12 protein-coding genes are annotated in these 17746 nt (G+C 60.3%); 1 reads left to right on the top strand and 11 read right to left on the bottom strand.

The genetic code is table 11. The annotated features are described in order from the left end of the window. Positions 1-67: 67 nt before the first annotated feature. The 9 genes from pelG to KHP07_RS28485 form a co-directional block, all read right to left on the bottom strand. Complete coding sequence (gene pelG, locus KHP07_RS28525; RefSeq protein WP_214498458.1) at positions 68-1438, bottom strand: exopolysaccharide Pel transporter PelG; 1371 nt, start codon at positions 1436-1438, stop codon at positions 68-70. Then, positions 1439-2953: a GT4 family glycosyltransferase PelF gene (pelF, locus tag KHP07_RS28520; protein ID WP_025858569.1), complete on the bottom strand. Its 1515-nt coding sequence runs from the start codon at positions 2951-2953 to the stop codon at positions 1439-1441. It abuts the gene before it with no gap. After that, positions 2943-3938 (bottom strand): HEAT repeat domain-containing protein, encoded by a 996-nt coding sequence (locus tag KHP07_RS28515; RefSeq protein WP_078046424.1) that lies wholly within the window; start codon positions 3936-3938, stop codon positions 2943-2945. The genes pelF and KHP07_RS28515 overlap by 11 nt, the downstream gene beginning before the upstream one ends. Further along, the gene (locus KHP07_RS28510) at positions 3916-5283 is read right to left on the bottom strand and encodes a PelD GGDEF domain-containing protein (protein WP_250883755.1); all 1368 of its coding nucleotides are present in this window, start codon (positions 5281-5283) and stop codon (positions 3916-3918) included. The genes KHP07_RS28515 and KHP07_RS28510 overlap by 23 nt, the downstream gene beginning before the upstream one ends. 5 nt (positions 5284-5288) lie before the next feature. Then, entirely contained in the window at positions 5289-5807 is a 519-nt protein-coding gene (locus KHP07_RS28505) for a penicillin-binding protein activator LpoB (protein ID WP_100491719.1), read from the bottom strand. A gap of 26 nt (positions 5808-5833) precedes the next feature. Further along, positions 5834-9442: a tetratricopeptide repeat protein gene (locus tag KHP07_RS28500; protein WP_214498457.1), complete on the bottom strand. Its 3609-nt coding sequence runs from the start codon at positions 9440-9442 to the stop codon at positions 5834-5836. Continuing rightward, entirely contained in the window at positions 9420-12233 is a 2814-nt protein-coding gene (locus KHP07_RS28495; RefSeq protein ID WP_214498456.1) for a bifunctional glycoside hydrolase/polysaccharide deacetylase family protein, read from the bottom strand. Before KHP07_RS28495 ends, KHP07_RS28500 begins: the two co-directional genes overlap by 23 nt. Before the next feature lie 62 nt (positions 12234-12295). Beyond that, positions 12296-13228 (bottom strand): NAD-dependent epimerase/dehydratase family protein, encoded by a 933-nt coding sequence (locus tag KHP07_RS28490; RefSeq protein WP_078046419.1) that lies wholly within the window; start codon positions 13226-13228, stop codon positions 12296-12298. Positions 13229-13588: 360 nt separating this feature from the next. After that, a complete protein-coding gene (locus KHP07_RS28485; RefSeq protein WP_250883754.1) occupies positions 13589-14113 on the bottom strand; it encodes a hypothetical protein in 525 nt (174 codons plus the stop codon). An 88-nt stretch (positions 14114-14201) separates the two neighbouring features. On the opposite strand from KHP07_RS28485, the gene KHP07_RS28480 reads away from it, so the two are divergent. Beyond that, the gene (locus KHP07_RS28480; RefSeq protein ID WP_214498455.1) at positions 14202-15089 is read left to right on the top strand and encodes an AraC family transcriptional regulator; all 888 of its coding nucleotides are present in this window, start codon (positions 14202-14204) and stop codon (positions 15087-15089) included. A gap of 15 nt (positions 15090-15104) precedes the next feature. Here KHP07_RS28480 and KHP07_RS28475 read toward each other — a convergent pair whose 3' ends face one another. Together KHP07_RS28475 and KHP07_RS28470 are read right to left on the bottom strand one after the other, a co-directional pair. Continuing rightward, the gene (locus KHP07_RS28475) at positions 15105-15806 is read right to left on the bottom strand and encodes an SDR family NAD(P)-dependent oxidoreductase (protein ID WP_100491723.1); all 702 of its coding nucleotides are present in this window, start codon (positions 15804-15806) and stop codon (positions 15105-15107) included. Between the two features lie 280 nt (positions 15807-16086). Further along, positions 16087-17403 carry an OprD family porin gene (locus KHP07_RS28470; protein WP_214498454.1) on the bottom strand — a complete coding sequence of 439 codons (1317 nt, stop codon included), beginning with the start codon at positions 17401-17403 and terminating at the stop codon, positions 16087-16089. Positions 17404-17746 lie beyond the last annotated feature (343 nt).

Genomic DNA, 17746 nt, shown 5'->3' with positions numbered 1-17746 from the left:
CCCACGCCAACAAAAAAAGGCACTGCCGCTAACGGCCAGTGCCTTTTTTACACCCATCAAACCCCAATCAACGCGCCAACATAAACGTCTCATACTCCAGATCTTCCAGCGCCGACGACAAGCGCGCCAGCCCCAGCAACACGCACACCAGCAACGAAAGCGTAAACCCGTAGCCGAAGAAGCTCGGGCCCAGGTGCATGCTGAGCAGTGTCAGGGCTGCGTTGAGCACGGCGAAGAGTACGCACAGTTCCAGGACTACGCGGCGTTTGTCGAGGTAGAAGAACACGTTGAGCAGCGCCATGAACACGACCTGGATGCTCACGCCGATCAGGTCGATGTAGAACAGCGGCAGGTAGTAGCTGGAGATGCCGATCCACTCCAGCATGCGCGGTGCAAAGAGGAATAGCAGCACCACCGTGAGCCCCTGGACTTTGCAGATTTCCAGCAGGCCCTGGCGAATGGACAGGGTCATTTCGGTTTTCAGCGAACCGATGTGCTGCAAGGTTTCGCCGTCGCGGATGGCGCGGAACAAGCGGTCGTACCACTCGGCAAAATCGGTCTCGATGCGCACCAGGAACACGGCCATGCCAGGGATGATCGCCAGGTAGGCAATAAAGATGGGCATGTCGTACAGGATCGATGCTCGCAGCGGGCCGATCACGGCGTTGGAGGTGCTTGGGTTGAACCAGAACAGGATCTTGTCGACCCAGATGCCGAAGTTATAGAAGAACCCGGTGACCAGCAGGCTGAGGAAGACGTTGCGACGATTGAGGAAGTCGAAGGCAATCATCTTCTCGGCGCGATACTCGCGCAGGATGTCGTAGAGGTACAGGAACAGCAGGCTGCCGTGTCCGATCAACAAGGCCAGCAATAGGCCTGGCATCTTCAGGAAGCTCAGCAGGTAGGCGCTCGCAACCATCAGCGAGTAGCCCACCACCATCACTAGGAGGATGCGGTTATATTTCTTCATCCCCGAGAGGAAGATGATCACCAGCCATAGGTTGCACAGCACCACGAAGTTCGACAGCACCAGTACACGGTAGATCAGCGGCTGATCGAACAGCAGCGCCAGCACGATGACGCCCAGCACCCCTGCCCCCACAGTCACCATCAACAGAATGCCCAGCAGGTTGGGCAGGATCTGTTCGTAGTTGTGCTCGAACAACTGGTCGGACACAAAGCGGGTGAAGAACAGCTGCAGGCCGCCCGTCAGGATCAACGAGCTGGCCATCAGGTACGTCACCGTGACCAGGAATTGTCCCACCAGCGAGTTAGGCAACAACAGACCAAGACTGATGATCCCCACCAGCATCACGCTGATGATCGACAGCACCCAGGGGCCGGAGCTGATCAACCCTGCGTACACATAGGCGTGCAGGGTGGCGGTGTATGAGTCGCGCGAGAGGATCTTGCGCAGTTCGAAGCCAATACCGGCCATTTAACTGTTCTCCATGGCTGCCTGGTACAGGTCGCGGTAGCGCTGCAGCATCAAGGCTTCGGTGTAGTAACGGTTGACCCGCAGCAAGCCGCTGGCTTGTGCAGCCTTCCAGCGCTCGGGGCTGCGCAGCAGCTCGAGGATGGCAGCGGAAGTGGCCTGTGGGTCGGCGATCGCCACCACCTTGCCAGCGTGGCCAAGGTCACGGTCTTCGGCGCTGCCGCCTTCGATCAATTCGCGGCACGAGCCGACGTCGCTGCTGATCACTGGGGTGCCGGCGGCCCAGGCTTCGAGGATCACCAAGGGTTGTGCCTCGCTGATCGACGTCAGCACCATCAGGCCAAGCTTGGGCAGAATGTCCTGGATGCGCTGGAAGCCGAGGAAGTGCACCTTACCCTCAAGCCCCAGGCTTGCCATCAAGCTGCGGCACTCGCTGACGTATTCCGGATCTTCTTCTTCCGGGCCGACAATCCAGCCTTCGGCGTTCGGCATGGCGCTGATCACGCCACGCATGGCGCGCAAAAAGGTTTTCACGTCCTTGATCGGCACCACCCGCCCGATCAACCCGACCACGGGGGCTATGCCCGGCTCGCGGGTTTCCATGGCGCTGGCCCATTGCGACAAGTCAATGCCATTGGCGATCAGTTGCGTACGGCGCGGGTCGGCACCGTCCTTGATCTGGCGCTGACGGTTGCCGTCATACAAGGCGATGATGTTGTCGGCACTGTTGTAGGCCAATTGGCCGATCCGTTCGAAGTAGCGCACCCACAGGGTGCGGATATAGCCCGAACCACCATCGAGGCTGCGGTTGAGCGCCTGCCCGGAGCTTTCGGCGATCCACGTGGCCTGGGCCAGATCGATCTTGCGCTCTTTGGTGTAGATGCCGTGCTCACTCAACAGGTAGGTGCACTTCCAGCGGTGCTTGAGGATGCAGCCCAGCAGTCCGGCGTAACCGGTGGAGATCGAGTGCAGCACCCGCGCCGGCGGCATCTTGCGCGAGGCTTCAGCGAGCATCAGCAGCGGTGACTGCAATGAACGCAGGGTCCAGAAATAGTTGACGAACGAGGGGTCGGCGCAATGCTGGCGATAGCCTTCGCTGAGGGTCTCCCAACTGGCGCGGCTGCGCAGTACATCATCGAGGGTCATATGCCCGTCGGCGATGCAACTGAGCAAGCGCTCGCCCAGCTCGCGTTCCGGCTGGTCCGGGTGGTGCAAAAAGCGATACAGGTCGGCGAGTTGCTGCGGGTCGGCTTCGCGCGGCGTACCCCGGGTGTTGGTGGGGTGCGTCGCATCTTCGAGGAATACCTCTTCGATGTGCACCACGTTGGCCGGTATCTCATAGCGTCGCGAGGCGTAGGCTGAACGCTGGCCGCCAATGAACATCACCGAGAACGTCAGCTCCGGCAGGCCCAGGATCATCTGGTGAATCCAGCTCGAGACGCCGCCACGCACGTACGGCCAGGTCCCTTCCAGCAACAGGCAGATATCGGCAGTCGGTGGCGTTTGCTTATGATTCATTCCAGCTCCTCACCAGCTCAGCGAACGGTGGCCGCTGGCGGGTTTCTTCAGGAAGGCTGGCGAGCAACCCAGGGATTTCATGATAACGACCGGCCTCAAACGCCAATTCAGCATGGAACGGCAGCAACTGAGCAGCGCCCAGGCCGTTCTTCTCGGCCTCATGCAACAGCACTTCGGCGCGTTCGTTCTCGCCGCGTTCCAAGGCAATACGACCCGCCAGCAGCAACAGTTCGCCACCCTCGCCTGCCGCCAAACCCTGCTCGGCGTGCTCACTGGCCTGGCTGAGTACGTGTTCGAGTACGCTGCCCTGGGCCAGGCCGAGATAGGCCAGTTCCCAGTACCAGCGCGCCAACATGCCATGTACCGGCCCAGCGGTGCGCGGGCTGACGCCAGCCAACTGCTCAAGGGCCATCTGGATGTGCAGGTTGATGTCGCTTTCTTGCTTGTCGAGCATCGAATACGCCAGCAGGCGCACGTCATCGCTCGGGTCGCCCAAAGCTAATTTGAGGATTGGCACGGCGTCCTTGCCGGGCATGCGGCGGGTCGCCAGCAATGCGGCGAGGCGCTGGTCCGGGTCGGGCGCATGACGCAGTACGTCCTGCAGTCCGCCATCCGCGAAAATCGGCGAGCGCGTCTGGGCTTGCGCACGAAATGGCAAACCTGGGATGCCCACGGATTGCCAGGCCTGACGGTCACGTTTGCGAGGCAGATAAAGCGCAGGAAAGATCGACGCAACCACACCCAACGCGCCGATGACCGGCACGAAGAACGCCAGGCTGAAAATAAAAATCGGGCTCCAAGGCAAGGGTGCGCGGTAGCGCGCCGGCAGTAATAGCCAGACGGCGCCACACAGCATCAGGCAGGCAAGGGCGTGGCTGAAGATGAACACCAGCAATTGATGAGACACCGGCGCATCAAGCCACAAACTGCCCCAACTGCCCGCCTCTAACACCAAGGCCCCGCTAAACAGCCACTTGCTGATCATTCAGGCCACACTCGTTGTAGAGGAAGTTACGCAGCCCGTTGCGATCACAGCCAGGCTCCAGGTTGAAAGGCATGACCCGCACACCCAAGCTGTCCAAGTCGGTATCGATACCAAAGTGCTCGTGCAACAGCATGCCAATCCGCGCCAGGTAGCCTTCGGTACCTTCAGGGCTTGTCAGCGGCAAGAGCACCAGCAGCAGACGATGTTCGCGGTTGTTGCGCACCGCCAGGTGCAGGTCCAGGCCACGTTGGCTGCGCTCCATCAGACGCGACAGTTCCTCGTTGGCGCGCGTCATCTCGAACGCGAACAGACCGGCCGGCAAGGTGTGCTGCTCGACATCCACCAGCGAACGCTTGAGCTGCAGGGTGAACTGCTGGGAATCGGCGTCGGGCAATTGCAGAACGTGCGGGTCGCGGCGCAACAGGTCGGCGATGTGGCCAGCCAGCAGCGACAAGAGGCTCAGCGTACGATCCTGGAACGCGAAGAACGGCATCTGCCGAACCGCCAGGATCGCCAGCAACCGACCTTCGGCGTCGATCAACGGGATGCACGCCTGCAGCGATGAGAACTGCGCGGAGTTACCCGAGTCGATCAGCTCCTGGCGTACGCTGACCAGTTCACCGCGCTCCAGGCACAGCTTGATCAAACCGTCGTCGGTACCCAGGGGGCCCATCACACCGATCATCGCCAGGGCTTGCGGCAATACGTTTTTCTCGCTGTCGTCGACGCGGTACAGCCCCGCCACACGCAATGCACCATACTGTCCGAGCATCGCCACAATCGGCTCTGCCAGTTCGCTCAATGCATCGCCTTCAACTGGCATGCCACGCAGTTTTTCGCGCAGGCCCAGCAGCGAACTGCGCAGGCTCTGGTCACTGCCGGCTACACGTTGCTCAAGCAGGTCGTGGGAAACCCGCAGGATCTGGTGGGCACGGGTAAATTCGTCGAGACGGTACTGACGGTATTCGTTAGCCATCTGCAGACGCTCCAGGCGGCGCACCCACAGGTCACGCACCTCACCCACCAGCATGCCGCAGACCAACACACCGACGATGAACGACGGCTCAAGCTGGGTATAACCTTCATGACCGCTGTAACGCAGCGCAAACAGCGCCGCAACGAGCAGCCCCGCGCTGAACAGGCCGCGCACAAAACCGTAACGCACACCCAACAGCAGCGGCGCCAGAATCGGCCAAGGGAAACCACCGTGCATCTGCAACGGGTCCTCGGGAGTCAGCCAGAAGCCAAGGCCAATCGCCAAGCCCGTCACCAGCAGTGTTTCCAGCCAAGACACCGGCCCGCTGGCGCGAGGCGCCAGGCTGTAATCCATGTGTGGAGAATTCATTGCGTTCACTCGAACCGAAGGGCGCCAACAAGTTTGTCGATTACCGTCTGAGCATTGCCCGCCAGGCTTTCACGGGACCAGCCGGCGCGTGCGCCACTTTTGCTCCAGAGCACACGACCGCTGCTGGCTTCCAGAACGCGCAGGCTGATGCCGACCGCTGGCTCGCCGTCCAGGCCGTTCTTGTACTGCCACTCTTCCACGCTGCCGGCAACGACGTAATCGAGCTTTTGCTCACGCGCCCATTCAAGGGCACCGGTCAAGCGCTCGTTGTCATCCATCAGCGCCTGTTCGCCCTGGGTGCTGGCGGGGTAAACCCGCGGTTGCAGGCCGTGGCTGCTGAGCACGCTGAGCAGGATCTGCTCGCTGCGCTCACCGGCTTGCGGGGTCTGGGAGTAGTTGATCATCGGCACGATGCCCCACTGCGCATTGCGCGGCAGGTTCGGGCTGTTTTCACTGGTGAAGCTGGAGCAGCCGGCGACAAACAGTACTGTCAGGGCCAGGCTCAGGTTACGAATTGCTTGCATAGGTTTTTCTCCCGTAGATTCTGTAATCAGCGCCCGAAACGCACGCCGTAGCTCATGCCCAGTGTGCCGCCGGACTTGCCATCCCCGCCTTGTGGCGCAGATTGGTAGCCGAAGGTGAGGGCCAGTTCGTCGTCACCCAGGACTTCGAAGCCGACGCCGGTGTTGATGCCGTAATTGAAGGTTTGATCGGTCCACTGCCAACCCGCCGTCATGTCCACCAACCAGGTGTATTGCGGCTTGCTGCGCACCAGCGCTCCCGGTATGCCGCGGCGCCAGGAACTACCGACGTAGAGTTGGCCGTAGCGGCTTTGCAGCAGGTCGGCACCGGTGACGGTGTCCACATCAAGAGGATCGAGCGCGCCGGTATCCGGGTCTGTCGACTGAGGCGTGATCTTGATAGCACCGCCATTGCGGCTGGACAGGTAATCCAGATTGCGATCCTTCACGCTGTTCTTCTGGTAATCCACACCACTGCGCACCGTCCAGTTAGGCCCGGCGAATTCCAGCGTGTGGTTAAGCTCCAGCTTCACTGCATGGCCGGTGCCCAGCGAGTCGCCAGCGCGGGTCGAAAACGACCGCTGCGCCACTTCCCAACTCAGTTGATCCCGTGCGGTCAAGCCATGACGCCCGCCGACCCAAGCCCGGTCCTGCTGGCCGAAAGCGCGCATCAGGCCGCTGTCGTCGCTCTTGCGATGCCAGTCCAGGCCGGTCTCGAGTTGATGGCTGGTACCCAGTTGCCACATACGCGACAGCCCCAGGCCGTTGCGATCGTCGTCCTGGCGCTGGCTGGTATCGGCGAACAGCTTCCAGCTGCCGTTTTCCACCGAGCGAATCAGGGTCAGGGCCGCGTTGCTCTCTTCACCGATTCGCGAGGAGATCACGTCGTCGCCTTTGTATTTGCCATGTTCCATCTCGACGTCGGCGTACCATTTGTCACCCAGGTTATGGGCGATCTCCAGGCGTGGAGAGTCAAACGAAAGGCCACCAAAATCCTGCTTCTGATAGGACAGCAGGGCGCCTTGCGGGGTGGATTCGTGGATCTCTACCGCCTGGCGGCGCAGTTGCTCATTCACCGAGCCTGGCTGGTCATCGCCCAATGCCGAGAGGCTGGTTTCCAGGGCTTCATTGTTACGGTTCAGACGACTGAGGGCCTGGGCACGCTGCGCCGGGTTCAGGTCGCTGCTGGCCAACAGGGTTTCGACCTGCGCTTTGTTGCGGCTGCGCAAGGCTTCTTGGATTTGCTCATAGCGGTCGACCTTGAGGCCTTGGGTGCGCGCCCAGGCCAGCCAATCGTCTTTCTGCGCTTCTTGATTGGTCGCGTCCAGACGAGCCAGCAGGCGTTCGAACCACAGCTGCTTCATCGACGGCGAACCGTCTTTCCACTTCAGCAGTTCTTGCTGTGCCTTGCGTGGCGAGTAGCTGCTGGACATCAAGCGCAGCCAGATCGCGTAGCGCTGGGACGACGGTTGCAAGTTGTCGGCCTCGGGGTTGCGCAGTAGTTTCAGGCGCAGACGCTGGGCGGCATCCTGGTAGCCAGAGGTTTCCAGTGCGTCGGCATAGGCCGCCTGCACCAGCCAGTCGTTCGGGGAAAGCTTGAGGTACAGGCGATACCAGGCCAACGCCTCGGCATCGCGACCCAACAGCTGGCTGGCACTGGCGAACGGCAACCACAGCAGGCGGTCTTCGCGTGCATAGGCACGCCACTTGGTCAGCAAGGGCTTGAGTTTGGCCGTGTCAGCCTGGTCGACGTAGAGCCAGGTCAGGCGCTCGCGGAACAGGTTGTCATTGGGATAGCGCGACAAGCCCAGCAGGTACAGACGCTCGGCTTCAGCACTATCACCCTGCTCGATCGCCAGCGCGCCACGCACCGCCAGAACCTGGGCCTGCTCGTAGGCATCCGGGTACTTCTTGGCGTCTTCCAGCAACGCGACGACCTGGTCCCACTCCTCCAACTCCTGAGCCAGTTGCAGCGCCTCGACCAGTCGCTGCGGGTCTTGGGCGCGATGCCAACTGGCAACCATCAACGCCAGGGCGCGCTGTGGGTCGCGTGTGCGGTACAGCGTGATCAGCTGGCTCTCGTCACCACTGACCAGCTTGCCATTGAGGGACAGCAGTTTTTCCAGCGAGACGCGCAGGTCTTCGTCGCGCTCCAAGTCCCAGGCCAGGGCAGCACGGGTGCGCCAATACTCAGGGTCATCGATGGACGCGTCAGCGGACTTCACCACTTCCCATGCAGCCTGTTCATTGAACAGCTTCATTTCAGTGCTGGCCCAATCAACCAATTCATCCGTGGTCAACTTGTAGCGTTTTGCATAGTCCTTGTAGAGCGTGCCCTTGGCCGCAAACTGCCCGGTGTTTTCCAGGTTTTGCAGCAGGCGCGTCCAGGCCAGGCGATGCGACGGGTATTTGCGCAAGTAAGTGCGTAACCAGGCCTCGGCTTCGGCGGGTGTACCGCGCGATTCGTGGCCGTAGATCAGCGCGTCCAACTCGGTATCTGTCAGCGCACGTTGCTGCATGATCTCGGCGAGCAACGGGATAGAGCGGTCAAAGTCGAACTGCTGGCTCGCGAGGCGCCAGGCATGCTCGCGGACTTGCGCGTCTTCCTTGAGCTTGAGCACGCGGATCCAGTAACCCAGCGCCGCTTCATTTTCGCCGCGCCATTCACCGAGCTTGGCCATCTGTTCGAGCAACTCGATATCATCCGGATAGTCGACCGTCAGTTGCTGACCGGTGTCCCACGCGCCCGCCAGGTCATTGATGGCCAGGCGAACATGGAACTGCTTCAACGGGATACTCGGGTTATCAGGTTCCAAGGCATGCCATTGCTCAAGCACACGCTGTGCGAGCTCGAACTGCTTGGTCGCCACCGCGACGTCGACGCCCTGCTTCAGCCATGCTACGTCGGTCTGCGGGTTCGTGAGCATCGGCAACTGGTCGGCAAGAACCTGTGCAGCCTGCTCGTCACGGCCGGCCGAGAGCAAACTGTTGAACGCCAGTTGCGCGTACTCACGCTGCTCGCCAGGTTGCTGGGCGTCGCGCTTGAGTTGCAAATAGATCGCCGCCGCACGTGCCGGTTGTTCACCCGCCAGGTACCACTGCGCGGCCGATTTGAGGGCTTCGTTCTTTTGCCCAGGATCACGCCCGGCAATCTCTTCAAAGACGCTCGCGGCAAATGCCGGGGCCTGCAATGTCAACGCCAGCTTCGCTAGGTTCTGCAACTGCGCCACCGGCAATTTACGGTGATCGAAGCTTTCCAGGCGCTCGACCAATGCCTGCTGCGCGATCAGATCATTACCACTGGCGGCAACCAGCGCATCCAGCTCCAGCCGGTAGTAAGCCTGGGTTTCCAACTGTGGCGTGGGCCAGGCTTCAATGTGCTCGCGCGCCTTGGCGTAGTCACCGAGGCGAATCAGCAGGTCAACCAACTGCAATCGCAGGCGGTCGTCGTCCGGGTGCGCTGTCAGCAACAGCTCGGCATAGTTGGCCGACACGGCGTCGGGTTCGCGCCCGTCGGGCTGGAACACGGATTCACGCTGAAAAGTCGCCCACAGCAGACCGCCTACGGCAACCGCGACTACCGCCAGCGCCCAGGGGTTGAGCAGCCGACTGTTCTTAGTTGCAGAGGAGCTGACCATTACTCACCTGCTTCATAGGTAATTGAAAAGTCCAAAGGCCGGCCGAAGCCTTGCCCGCGAATCGCTGCCCATCCACCTCCACGCGACAGGCTGTTGCCGAGCGCACGGAGAAGGACAGGTCAAATTGACCGGCGAAGGAAAAACTCACACGCCGATCATCCAGGTAGCGCCAATCCAGCAACGGCAGGTTGGCTTCCTCCAGTGCGGGCCTGGGGTCTCTGTCCGCGCGCAGCACAAGCAATGCCTTGTCGCTGCTCAGTGCCACGTAGCGCCCTTGCGGCAAGTCGCGCACACCGGCAATGCCCTGTGATTGCAGCAAGTCCGGCCAGCCCATTTGCGCATCGAGCCGCACGGTACGCAGTGCATCCATCCCGCGGATCTGCCAGGCGCCGTCGGCGGTACGCGCCAGGCTCGACTGGTACAGGCCGTGCAGACGGTCGACGTAGTCACTCATCCACAACGACATCGGCTGTTGCTCGCGCATGTAGCCGTAGATCTCGTGCATGGCCTTGATTGAGGCCTGCTTGGTGCTGGAGTAGAAGTGGTAGTAGAGGTGCAGGCCACGCAGGCGGCGGGGGCTGTCGGTCAGCTCAAAGGTCTCGACCAACTCGCGAAAGCCGTAATACGGGCCTTTCCACAGGTTGGTGTAGAGGTTTTCGTTGATGATGGGTGCGTAGTACTGCAACCCGCCTGGGGTTGGGCGCAGCAAAGGGTTCAAGCCCGTCAGCGACGGATTGGCCTTGGTCATGATGGTTTCGGCGCCATTGACGTTCTTCAGGCCGGCGTCGTAGGCCAGCTTGATGGTGTCGGACGATGGCAGCGCATCGCCTGGCCAGAACACCATCTTCACCGGCTTCTGCGGGGTGGTCAGGTTCTGGTTGATGTAGTCACGCGAGCCAAAGATCTCGCGACGGAAATCGATTTTGTCGTAGCCGGCGATTTTCATGTTCAAGCCGTATTCCGGGTTGAAATTCTCGCGCTTCTTGGCCTTTTCAGGCTGCATGAAAAAGGGGTGGCTGTAGGTGTGCGTGGCCACTTCGACTTTAGGGTTGGCGAAGATTTCTCGGGCAATCGGCTCAAGCTCACGCGCCAGGAACGGGAATGCACCACGCGGCGAGATCTCACCTTCGATGATCGACACCGAGGTCAGGAACGGGTTGGGCTTGATGTAGTCATCCAGGGTGTGGCGACCGGCGTACGGAGTACCGCGCACTTCGGCGCGGGAGGGGAAACCGTCACCGTCGATATGCACAGTCGCGATGCGCCGGCCGTTTTCGGTGGTGGTGTCCGGGCGCGGCTGTGCCGGCAGCCTCAGGCTGGCTTGCAGAAACGCGAAAGGATCGAGAATCCAGCGGCTGCGCTCGTTGTTGATTTCCAGCAGGTAAGGCGCCAGTGCAAGGCCGCCCCAGTTGCCCACCACTACCGGATTGAACACGGCGCCACCGGCACCGCTCAACGATAACGCCGGTGTCGGGCCGTTGGGCAGGACGGACACCGAAGCCAGATCACGGGAGCGAGGGACCACTGGCGCTTCGAACGCACCCAGTAAAGCCTTGTCCTGGTGAGTGATGGTCAACACTTGGGTCGCGGGTGGCACATCACGCTTGAGGCCCAGGCGCTTGAGCAGCAGTTTGTCTTCAACCGGAAGGCCGCTGAAAAACACCACCGGCACCTGCTCGTCCAGGCGAGCATTGAGAAAGCGATTGAACGCCGCTACGTCCTGGGGCGGGCCGCTGGTCATCCAGGTCACAACACCCGCGTACACGCCACTGAAACCGTAGAGCGGCAGGTCACTGTTGGCCGGCAGATAATCGACACGGTAGCCGAGGTATTCCAGCAACCCACCGAGGTTGCTATGGCCAGCGGAATCTTCCAGCGCGCCTTCGCGCGGGTCGAAGATCATCGCAATGCGGCGCGGCTGGACTTCGATGCTGCTGATGCCCAGCGTATTGAGGTCAGGCGTGCTGATGTACGGGATAAAACCTTCGTCGCGCAGACGCTTGGCGAGCTTGCGCGCTTCATCGCGACGCTCAGGTGGCAAGTAGTCAATCGCCACCAGTGGGACGCCCTTGGCGCGCAGTGGTTGCAGGTGCGTTTCAAGCCACTGGCGGTCGGACTCCGAGACCGGACGATAACGCTTGGCAGCGGCATCCCAACCGGCATGGATCGATTCGACAGCCACGGCGGCGGCGACGCCATCCAGTTCCGGCAACACTTCGAAGCCGCGGTTGAAAAACAGCTTCAGCGTGGGCTGACGCTTGTGCAACTCACGCAGCAGGCTGGCCAGGCCCACGCGCTGAGCTTCGCGCTGGTCTTGCGGCACCAGTTGGAAACTATCGAGCGTGTCGAGAAACAGACCCGCATAGCCTTGCGCTGCCAAGGCCTTGGCGCGACCGAACAAATGCTCACGCCAGGCCGTCGAGGTGAGGTCCATGACCTGACTGTTCCAGGCGTCGTTACGCACAGGGGAGACCGCCTTGCTCAACCCCGCTTTCTCGACCTCAGCCTTGTTGCCGTCGAACTCGCCGATGGACAGGTACGCAAACGGCTGGCTGCCCAGCGCCCGCAAGGTTTTCACATCACCCGGCGTCATGTGGCCCGGTTCGACCACGGCCCAGTCGAACTGCGCCAGTTCCGGCAGCGGTGGTTGCTCGGCATACCAGAAGGCCACGCTGGCCGGCTGGGAGACAGCAGCAGCGTGCACGGCCGGCCCACCGACGAACAAGGCAAGAGCAGCCAACAGCCGCTCAGCGATCGCGCGGACACGCGTCCTGCGGAAAACGATTTCCATAATTCACTCTAGAAGATGACTGAGCCAATACTGCGTTAACGTCGGGCGAATTGACCGGCGAACTACAAACTGCGCAAAAGCTGCGCCAGACCCTGGCCGATCGAGGTCGGTTCCGGGAGTGCAAAGCGCTCCAGCAGACGGGTGTTATTGGCGCGTGAATGGCGTATGTCGCCTTGGCGTGGCGCCTGGTACGTCACATCCAACGGGGCACCTGTGGCATTGCCCAGCTCAGCGATCAGATCGTTGAGGCTGGTCGAACGGCTAAGCCCGACGTTGATTGCATCAGGCGCCGGCTCGCGGGTCTCGACTGCCTGCACAAGGATGCTCACCAGGTCCTGCACATAGACGAAGTCGCGCGTTTGCTCGCCGTCGCCAAATACGGTGATGGGCTTACGCGACAGTGCGCGCTCGGTGAAGATGCTGATCACACCGGAGTACGGTGAGGAAGGGTCCTGGCGTGGGCCGAAGATATTGAAGAAACGGAATATCACCGGTTCCAGGCCATGCTCGCGACGGTAGAAGTCCAGGTAGTACTCACTGGCCAATTTGTCGCTGGCATAAGGTGTCAGTGGCGACTTGGGCGTGTCTTCCACGATGGCGGTGCCTTCACCGTTGTTGCCATAGGTCGCCGCGCTGGACGCAAACACCACGCGCGTCACGCCGGCCTTCAGCATGCTTTGGCATACATTGAGCGTGCCGACGAAATTGGCCTGGTGGGTGGCGACAGGATCATCAACGGAGGCCTGCACCGAAGCCACCGCAGCCAGATGCACGACCGCGCTGCAATCTGCCATGGCCAGCTCAACGATGGCGCTGTCCGCGACATCGCCGACCAACAGTTCCAGGTCAGGATTCCCGACAGGCAGATTCGCTGTTTTGCCAGTCGACAAATCATCCAGCACGCGAATCTTGTAGCCTTTACCCAGCAGCGCATCTACCAGATGTGACCCAATAAAACCTGCACCACCGGTAACCAGAATTCGCCCTACAGCCATGACGTTCACTTCCCTAAGACTCATATGCAGGCGCGTAGAAGCGAGCCTGCTAATACAGTGACAATGTTTAAGGGCTACACGCTTGGCCGTCCGAGTCGAAGCCGCCACATCCCTATATCTTGAAGATCCACAGCGCGCGACGAATGTGCGTCGCCGATATCATTTTAATGGCTTGGAGCCATCAAAACGTCGCGAATAATGTTGGATCCCAAGTGAACTGTCAACGTATTGTCTTTTTTGCCGCCAGACGGCAATTCGGGCCTAAAAATGCCATTTATTTGACGACGGTAATAGGGTGAAAAAGTGATCGGGCCTTCAATGACGCGGGCTGTGCGCAGGTGATGGCAGGCGCTGAATGGGTCAGTGGGCGATGCTGAGACGCGCCCTTCTGCGCAGGTGGATCATTTGTGCAGTCAGGCCAATGACGAGCGCCAACGCGATGCTCGCCTGCGCACCTAGCAGCAGTGGCGACTGCAGGTCTGTGACGAAGGGGTGGCCATCCGGCACGCGTCGCAAGGTCTCGGAAACCGTCGGCACCATCAGAAAGAAAGCGGTCAGGCTCAGGAACACCGTTTCCAGGTAAACCCGCGCCCGCCCCAACCAGGCCACGTGCCCTACACCATAACCGGCAGCGAGCAATGCAATCGTGATGACACCAATGATATTGCTGACGGGTTGCTTTGCGACCAGGAACACGGTGAGGCCACCGATCAACATCGAGACGAGATAGAACAACCCCGGCACTGAGCGGGGAACAATGCGTCCGTGACGAATGAACATGTAGGCGGCCAGTGGAATGGCCGGCAGGCTGCCGAGGGTGTGGATCCAGCCTAGGGCGGAGATTCCGAACATTTCAGTGCTCCCATGTAATTGGATGATGCGCATAGACGGCCTTCGCTGGAAAGGCGCTTCCCGATGGCGCGGTACGCTATGATTTCGAGGGTCAGCATATTGAGGACGTGGTCGAACCGACATGATGAATCCCCTGGAAAACTTGATCATTCATCCAGAAATGCAGCTTGAAGGGTTTGCCAGGGGCGATCTGCTGTCCCAAGTCTTGGCCCAGATCCGTCTGACAGGTGATCGCGTGTATCCCTGCGCGCTGGCGGATGCGCAGTGCCTCGCGCTGGATGAAAGGAGCGCGCACATTTGCGTGCTTCAGCAAGGCCAGTTGCATCTGGAAGTGGCCGACCAACCGCCGCTGACGCTCGACCAGGGCGATGTGATCCTGCTGCCCCACGACCCCTCGGGCATTACGATGACGGCGGTCAACGGCCCCGCCAACGTGGTCATCTGCCGGTTCTGGTTCGATGCGAGCAGCTTCCAGGCGATGCTGTTTGCGCTGCCGCGGCTTATCCATATTCAGCACGCCGAGGCTGCCGCCTGGGCGGAGGGCATCCTGCATTTCATGTTGCTCGAAGCCCATGACACGCAGCCGGGCGGGGCGTTGATGATTTCGCGCCTGATCGACCTTGTGGTGATTCGCATCCTGCGCACCTGGGTGCATCAGGGCGTCGCTTCCGGTTGGCTGGGTGGGTTGTCGGATGCGCGTATCGCCCGCGCGCTGAAAGCCATTCATGAAACGCCTGGCAAGCAGTGGCGCATTGATGCGCTGGCAGAGGTTGCCGGGATGTCGCGCTCCAATTTCTGCGAGCGTTTCAGCTCCCTGATCGGCCGCTCACCGTTGCGCTATCAGAACGAGTGGCGGCTGACACTGGCGAAAACCATGCTCGCCAAGCAGGACGGTCGCATCGGCGAGATTGGTTTTGCGATTGGCTATGAATCCGAAGCGGCGTTCAGTCGCGCCTATAAAGCCTTTTTTGGCCGGTCGCCACGCGAAGATAACGCCCGGCCGGCTTAGGCCGGGACGCCTGTATCAATGCCCGGCGCTTTGCCCGCCATCGACATGCAGAATCTCACCCGTCACAAACCCAGCGTTTTCCAGGTAGACGATCGCCTGGGCAACATCACTCACCTCGCCCATGTGCCCGACCGGGTGCAATTGCCCCAGCGCCGCGTGGGTTTCTGCGCTGTGCATCGGCGTCTTGATGATCCCCGGGCTCACGGCATTCACGCGAATCCCGCGCTTGGCGTATTCAATCGCCAACGATTTGGTCGCCGAATTCAGCCCGCCTTTGGTGAGGCTGGCGAGTACTGACGGCACGCCATCGATGGCATGGTCCACCAGGCTAGTAGTGACGTTGACGATATGGCCGGCGCCGTGTTTTTCCATCTCGGCGATGGCGAGTTGGGTGATGTAGAAAAAGCCGTTGAGGTTCACTGCGAGGACGTTGGCGTAGTCCTCTTGGGTGTAGGCCGTAAACGGTTTGGCGATGAAAATGCCGGCGTTGTTAATCAAGCTGTCGATGCGACCGAACGTGGCCAGGGCTTCACGAACGACGCGTTGGGCAGTGGCCGGTTCGGCGATATCGCCCGCGACGGTGTGGATGTCGGGATCGGTGGACGGCTGGATCGAGCGCGAAGTGGCGACCACGCGATAGTCGAGGGCGCGGTAGGCCTGGACCACGGCGGCACCGATACCTTGGGACGCGCCGGTGATGATGACGACTTTTTTCATGATGGTGCTCCAGTATCCGGGCATCGGGATGATGGCCGGGCAGTGGGGCCAATTTAGGCTTGCGCAGGGAGTGGATAAAGATAGGCCTGGGTACTTCATTAGTGATGCGGTGTAATAGATCAACTGAACGGCGTGAAACTGCTTTTCCTATTAGTAATATTCCCGCCGCTATGGGCCTACCTTGCAAGCTCTTGCCGCCTGGACTGATCGCTGCCCATAAAAAAACCCCGAACCAGTCGGGGTTTTTTATCGCCTTGAATCAGGCGCGACCTGCGATCAATTAGAAAACGTTGATCGGGTAGTCGGCGAACAGACGGATTTCGTTACCGCCTACGTTGTACTGGTCAGCGTTGCTGGAAACGCGCAGCCACGAGGCACGAGCACGCAGGCTCAGGTCTTTGGCCGGGCCGCTCTGTACGACGTACTTGAACTGGTTCCAGATTTCACGCTCGGTGCCGTCGCCGCGGTTGGTACCGTCGTCGATGTTGGTACCGCGCACGTAGGCAACGTTGTAGGTCAGGCCTGGCACGCCGAAAGTGGCGAAATCGATGCCGTAGCCCACTTGCCACGAACGCTCGTCCTTGCCGTTGAAGTCGGACCAGTAGGAGTTGGCCAGCAAGATGGTGTTGCCACCGTCGCCGATGCCACCAGCATTGCGGTAGCCGCCGTACAGGTAGCCGGTGTCGCCGGTGCTGCGCTGGTGAGCGACGGTGAAGCTGTGCGGGCCAACGGCCCACGTGGCGCCCAGGCTCCAGATTTTGTTGTCACGAGCGTTTTCGTCCTTCTGGTTTTCCAGGGCGAAGCTCTTGTCCAGCTTGGTTTTGTAGCCGTTGAAGTCGAAAGTCAGCGACTGTTTTTCTGGCAGGGCCAGCACGTAGTTGACGTTGACGTATTGCTTCTTCAGTACGTCCTGCATGTCGGAGGCGTACAGCGCGGCGGACAGGCTTTCGGTGAATTTGTAGCTACCACCGATGTAGTCGATGCTTTTCAGGCGACCGCTGTCGGTGCCTTCCATGCTCTTGCGCGCTTCTTTGGTGAAGTGACCCGCGTCCAGTTGCAGACCGGCGATCTCTTTGGAGACGATCGAAGTACCGGTGTAGGTTTCCGACAACAGACGGGAGTTGTCGTACTGCAGCACAGGCACGGCCGGGAACTGATCACCGTACTTGAGCACGGTGTTGGAAACGCGGAACTTCACGGCAGCGCCGCCCTTGGCCAAATCGTGTGGTGCCGAGCCAGGGTTGTTCGAGCCATCAGGGTTGGTCGTGCCATTGCCCTGTTTGAAGAAGTCGATGCCGCCAGCGCCGGCGCGACCTTTGCCACCGTCCAGACGGATAGCGTATTGGCCGATCACGTCCACACCCACACCGACGGTGCCTTGGGTGAAACCGGACTCCAGCTTACCGATGAAGCCTTGGCCCCATTCGGCTTTGTCTTGCTTGCCGTTTTTGTAGTCACGGCTGATGTAGGCGTTACGTGCGGCGATGTTCAGGTGGCTGTCTTCGATAAAACCCTTGGACTGGTCCTGGTCGTTAGCCATTGCTGCCGATGCGCTCAAAATCCCCAGAGCGATCAGACTCATCCGTTGCTTCAACATTTTCTTGTATTCCTTATTCCTGGTTGAGTACGCGCTGTGACACCAGGCTCCATGTCGCTTTTCTGGTGTCGACTGATTTCGGAAAAAAGAAGGCCCGCGGACGACTTAACTGGCCGCGAGCCTTTTTTATTCGATGAGTCATGGCGGTTAGCCACAGGCGTTGGGCGCAATCCTAGTCGCGCCCGGAACTATGTGTCAATTTCGCGAATCGTCTGTATTTAGGCGAAATAATTCTAAGGAAAGCCCTATCGACATACTGAGAGCGACAAAAAACCGCATCGAAAACGGCAAAAAACACATCTCGTAACATATTTCATGGCCGGCACGTTTGGTAATGGATAAC

Origin of the sequence: Pseudomonas sp. VS40, from assembly GCF_018587885.1 — a bacterium.
Taxonomy (GTDB): Bacteria; Pseudomonadota; Gammaproteobacteria; order Pseudomonadales; family Pseudomonadaceae; genus Aquipseudomonas; species Aquipseudomonas pergaminensis.
This window is presented reverse-complemented; position numbering and strand designations above follow the sequence as displayed.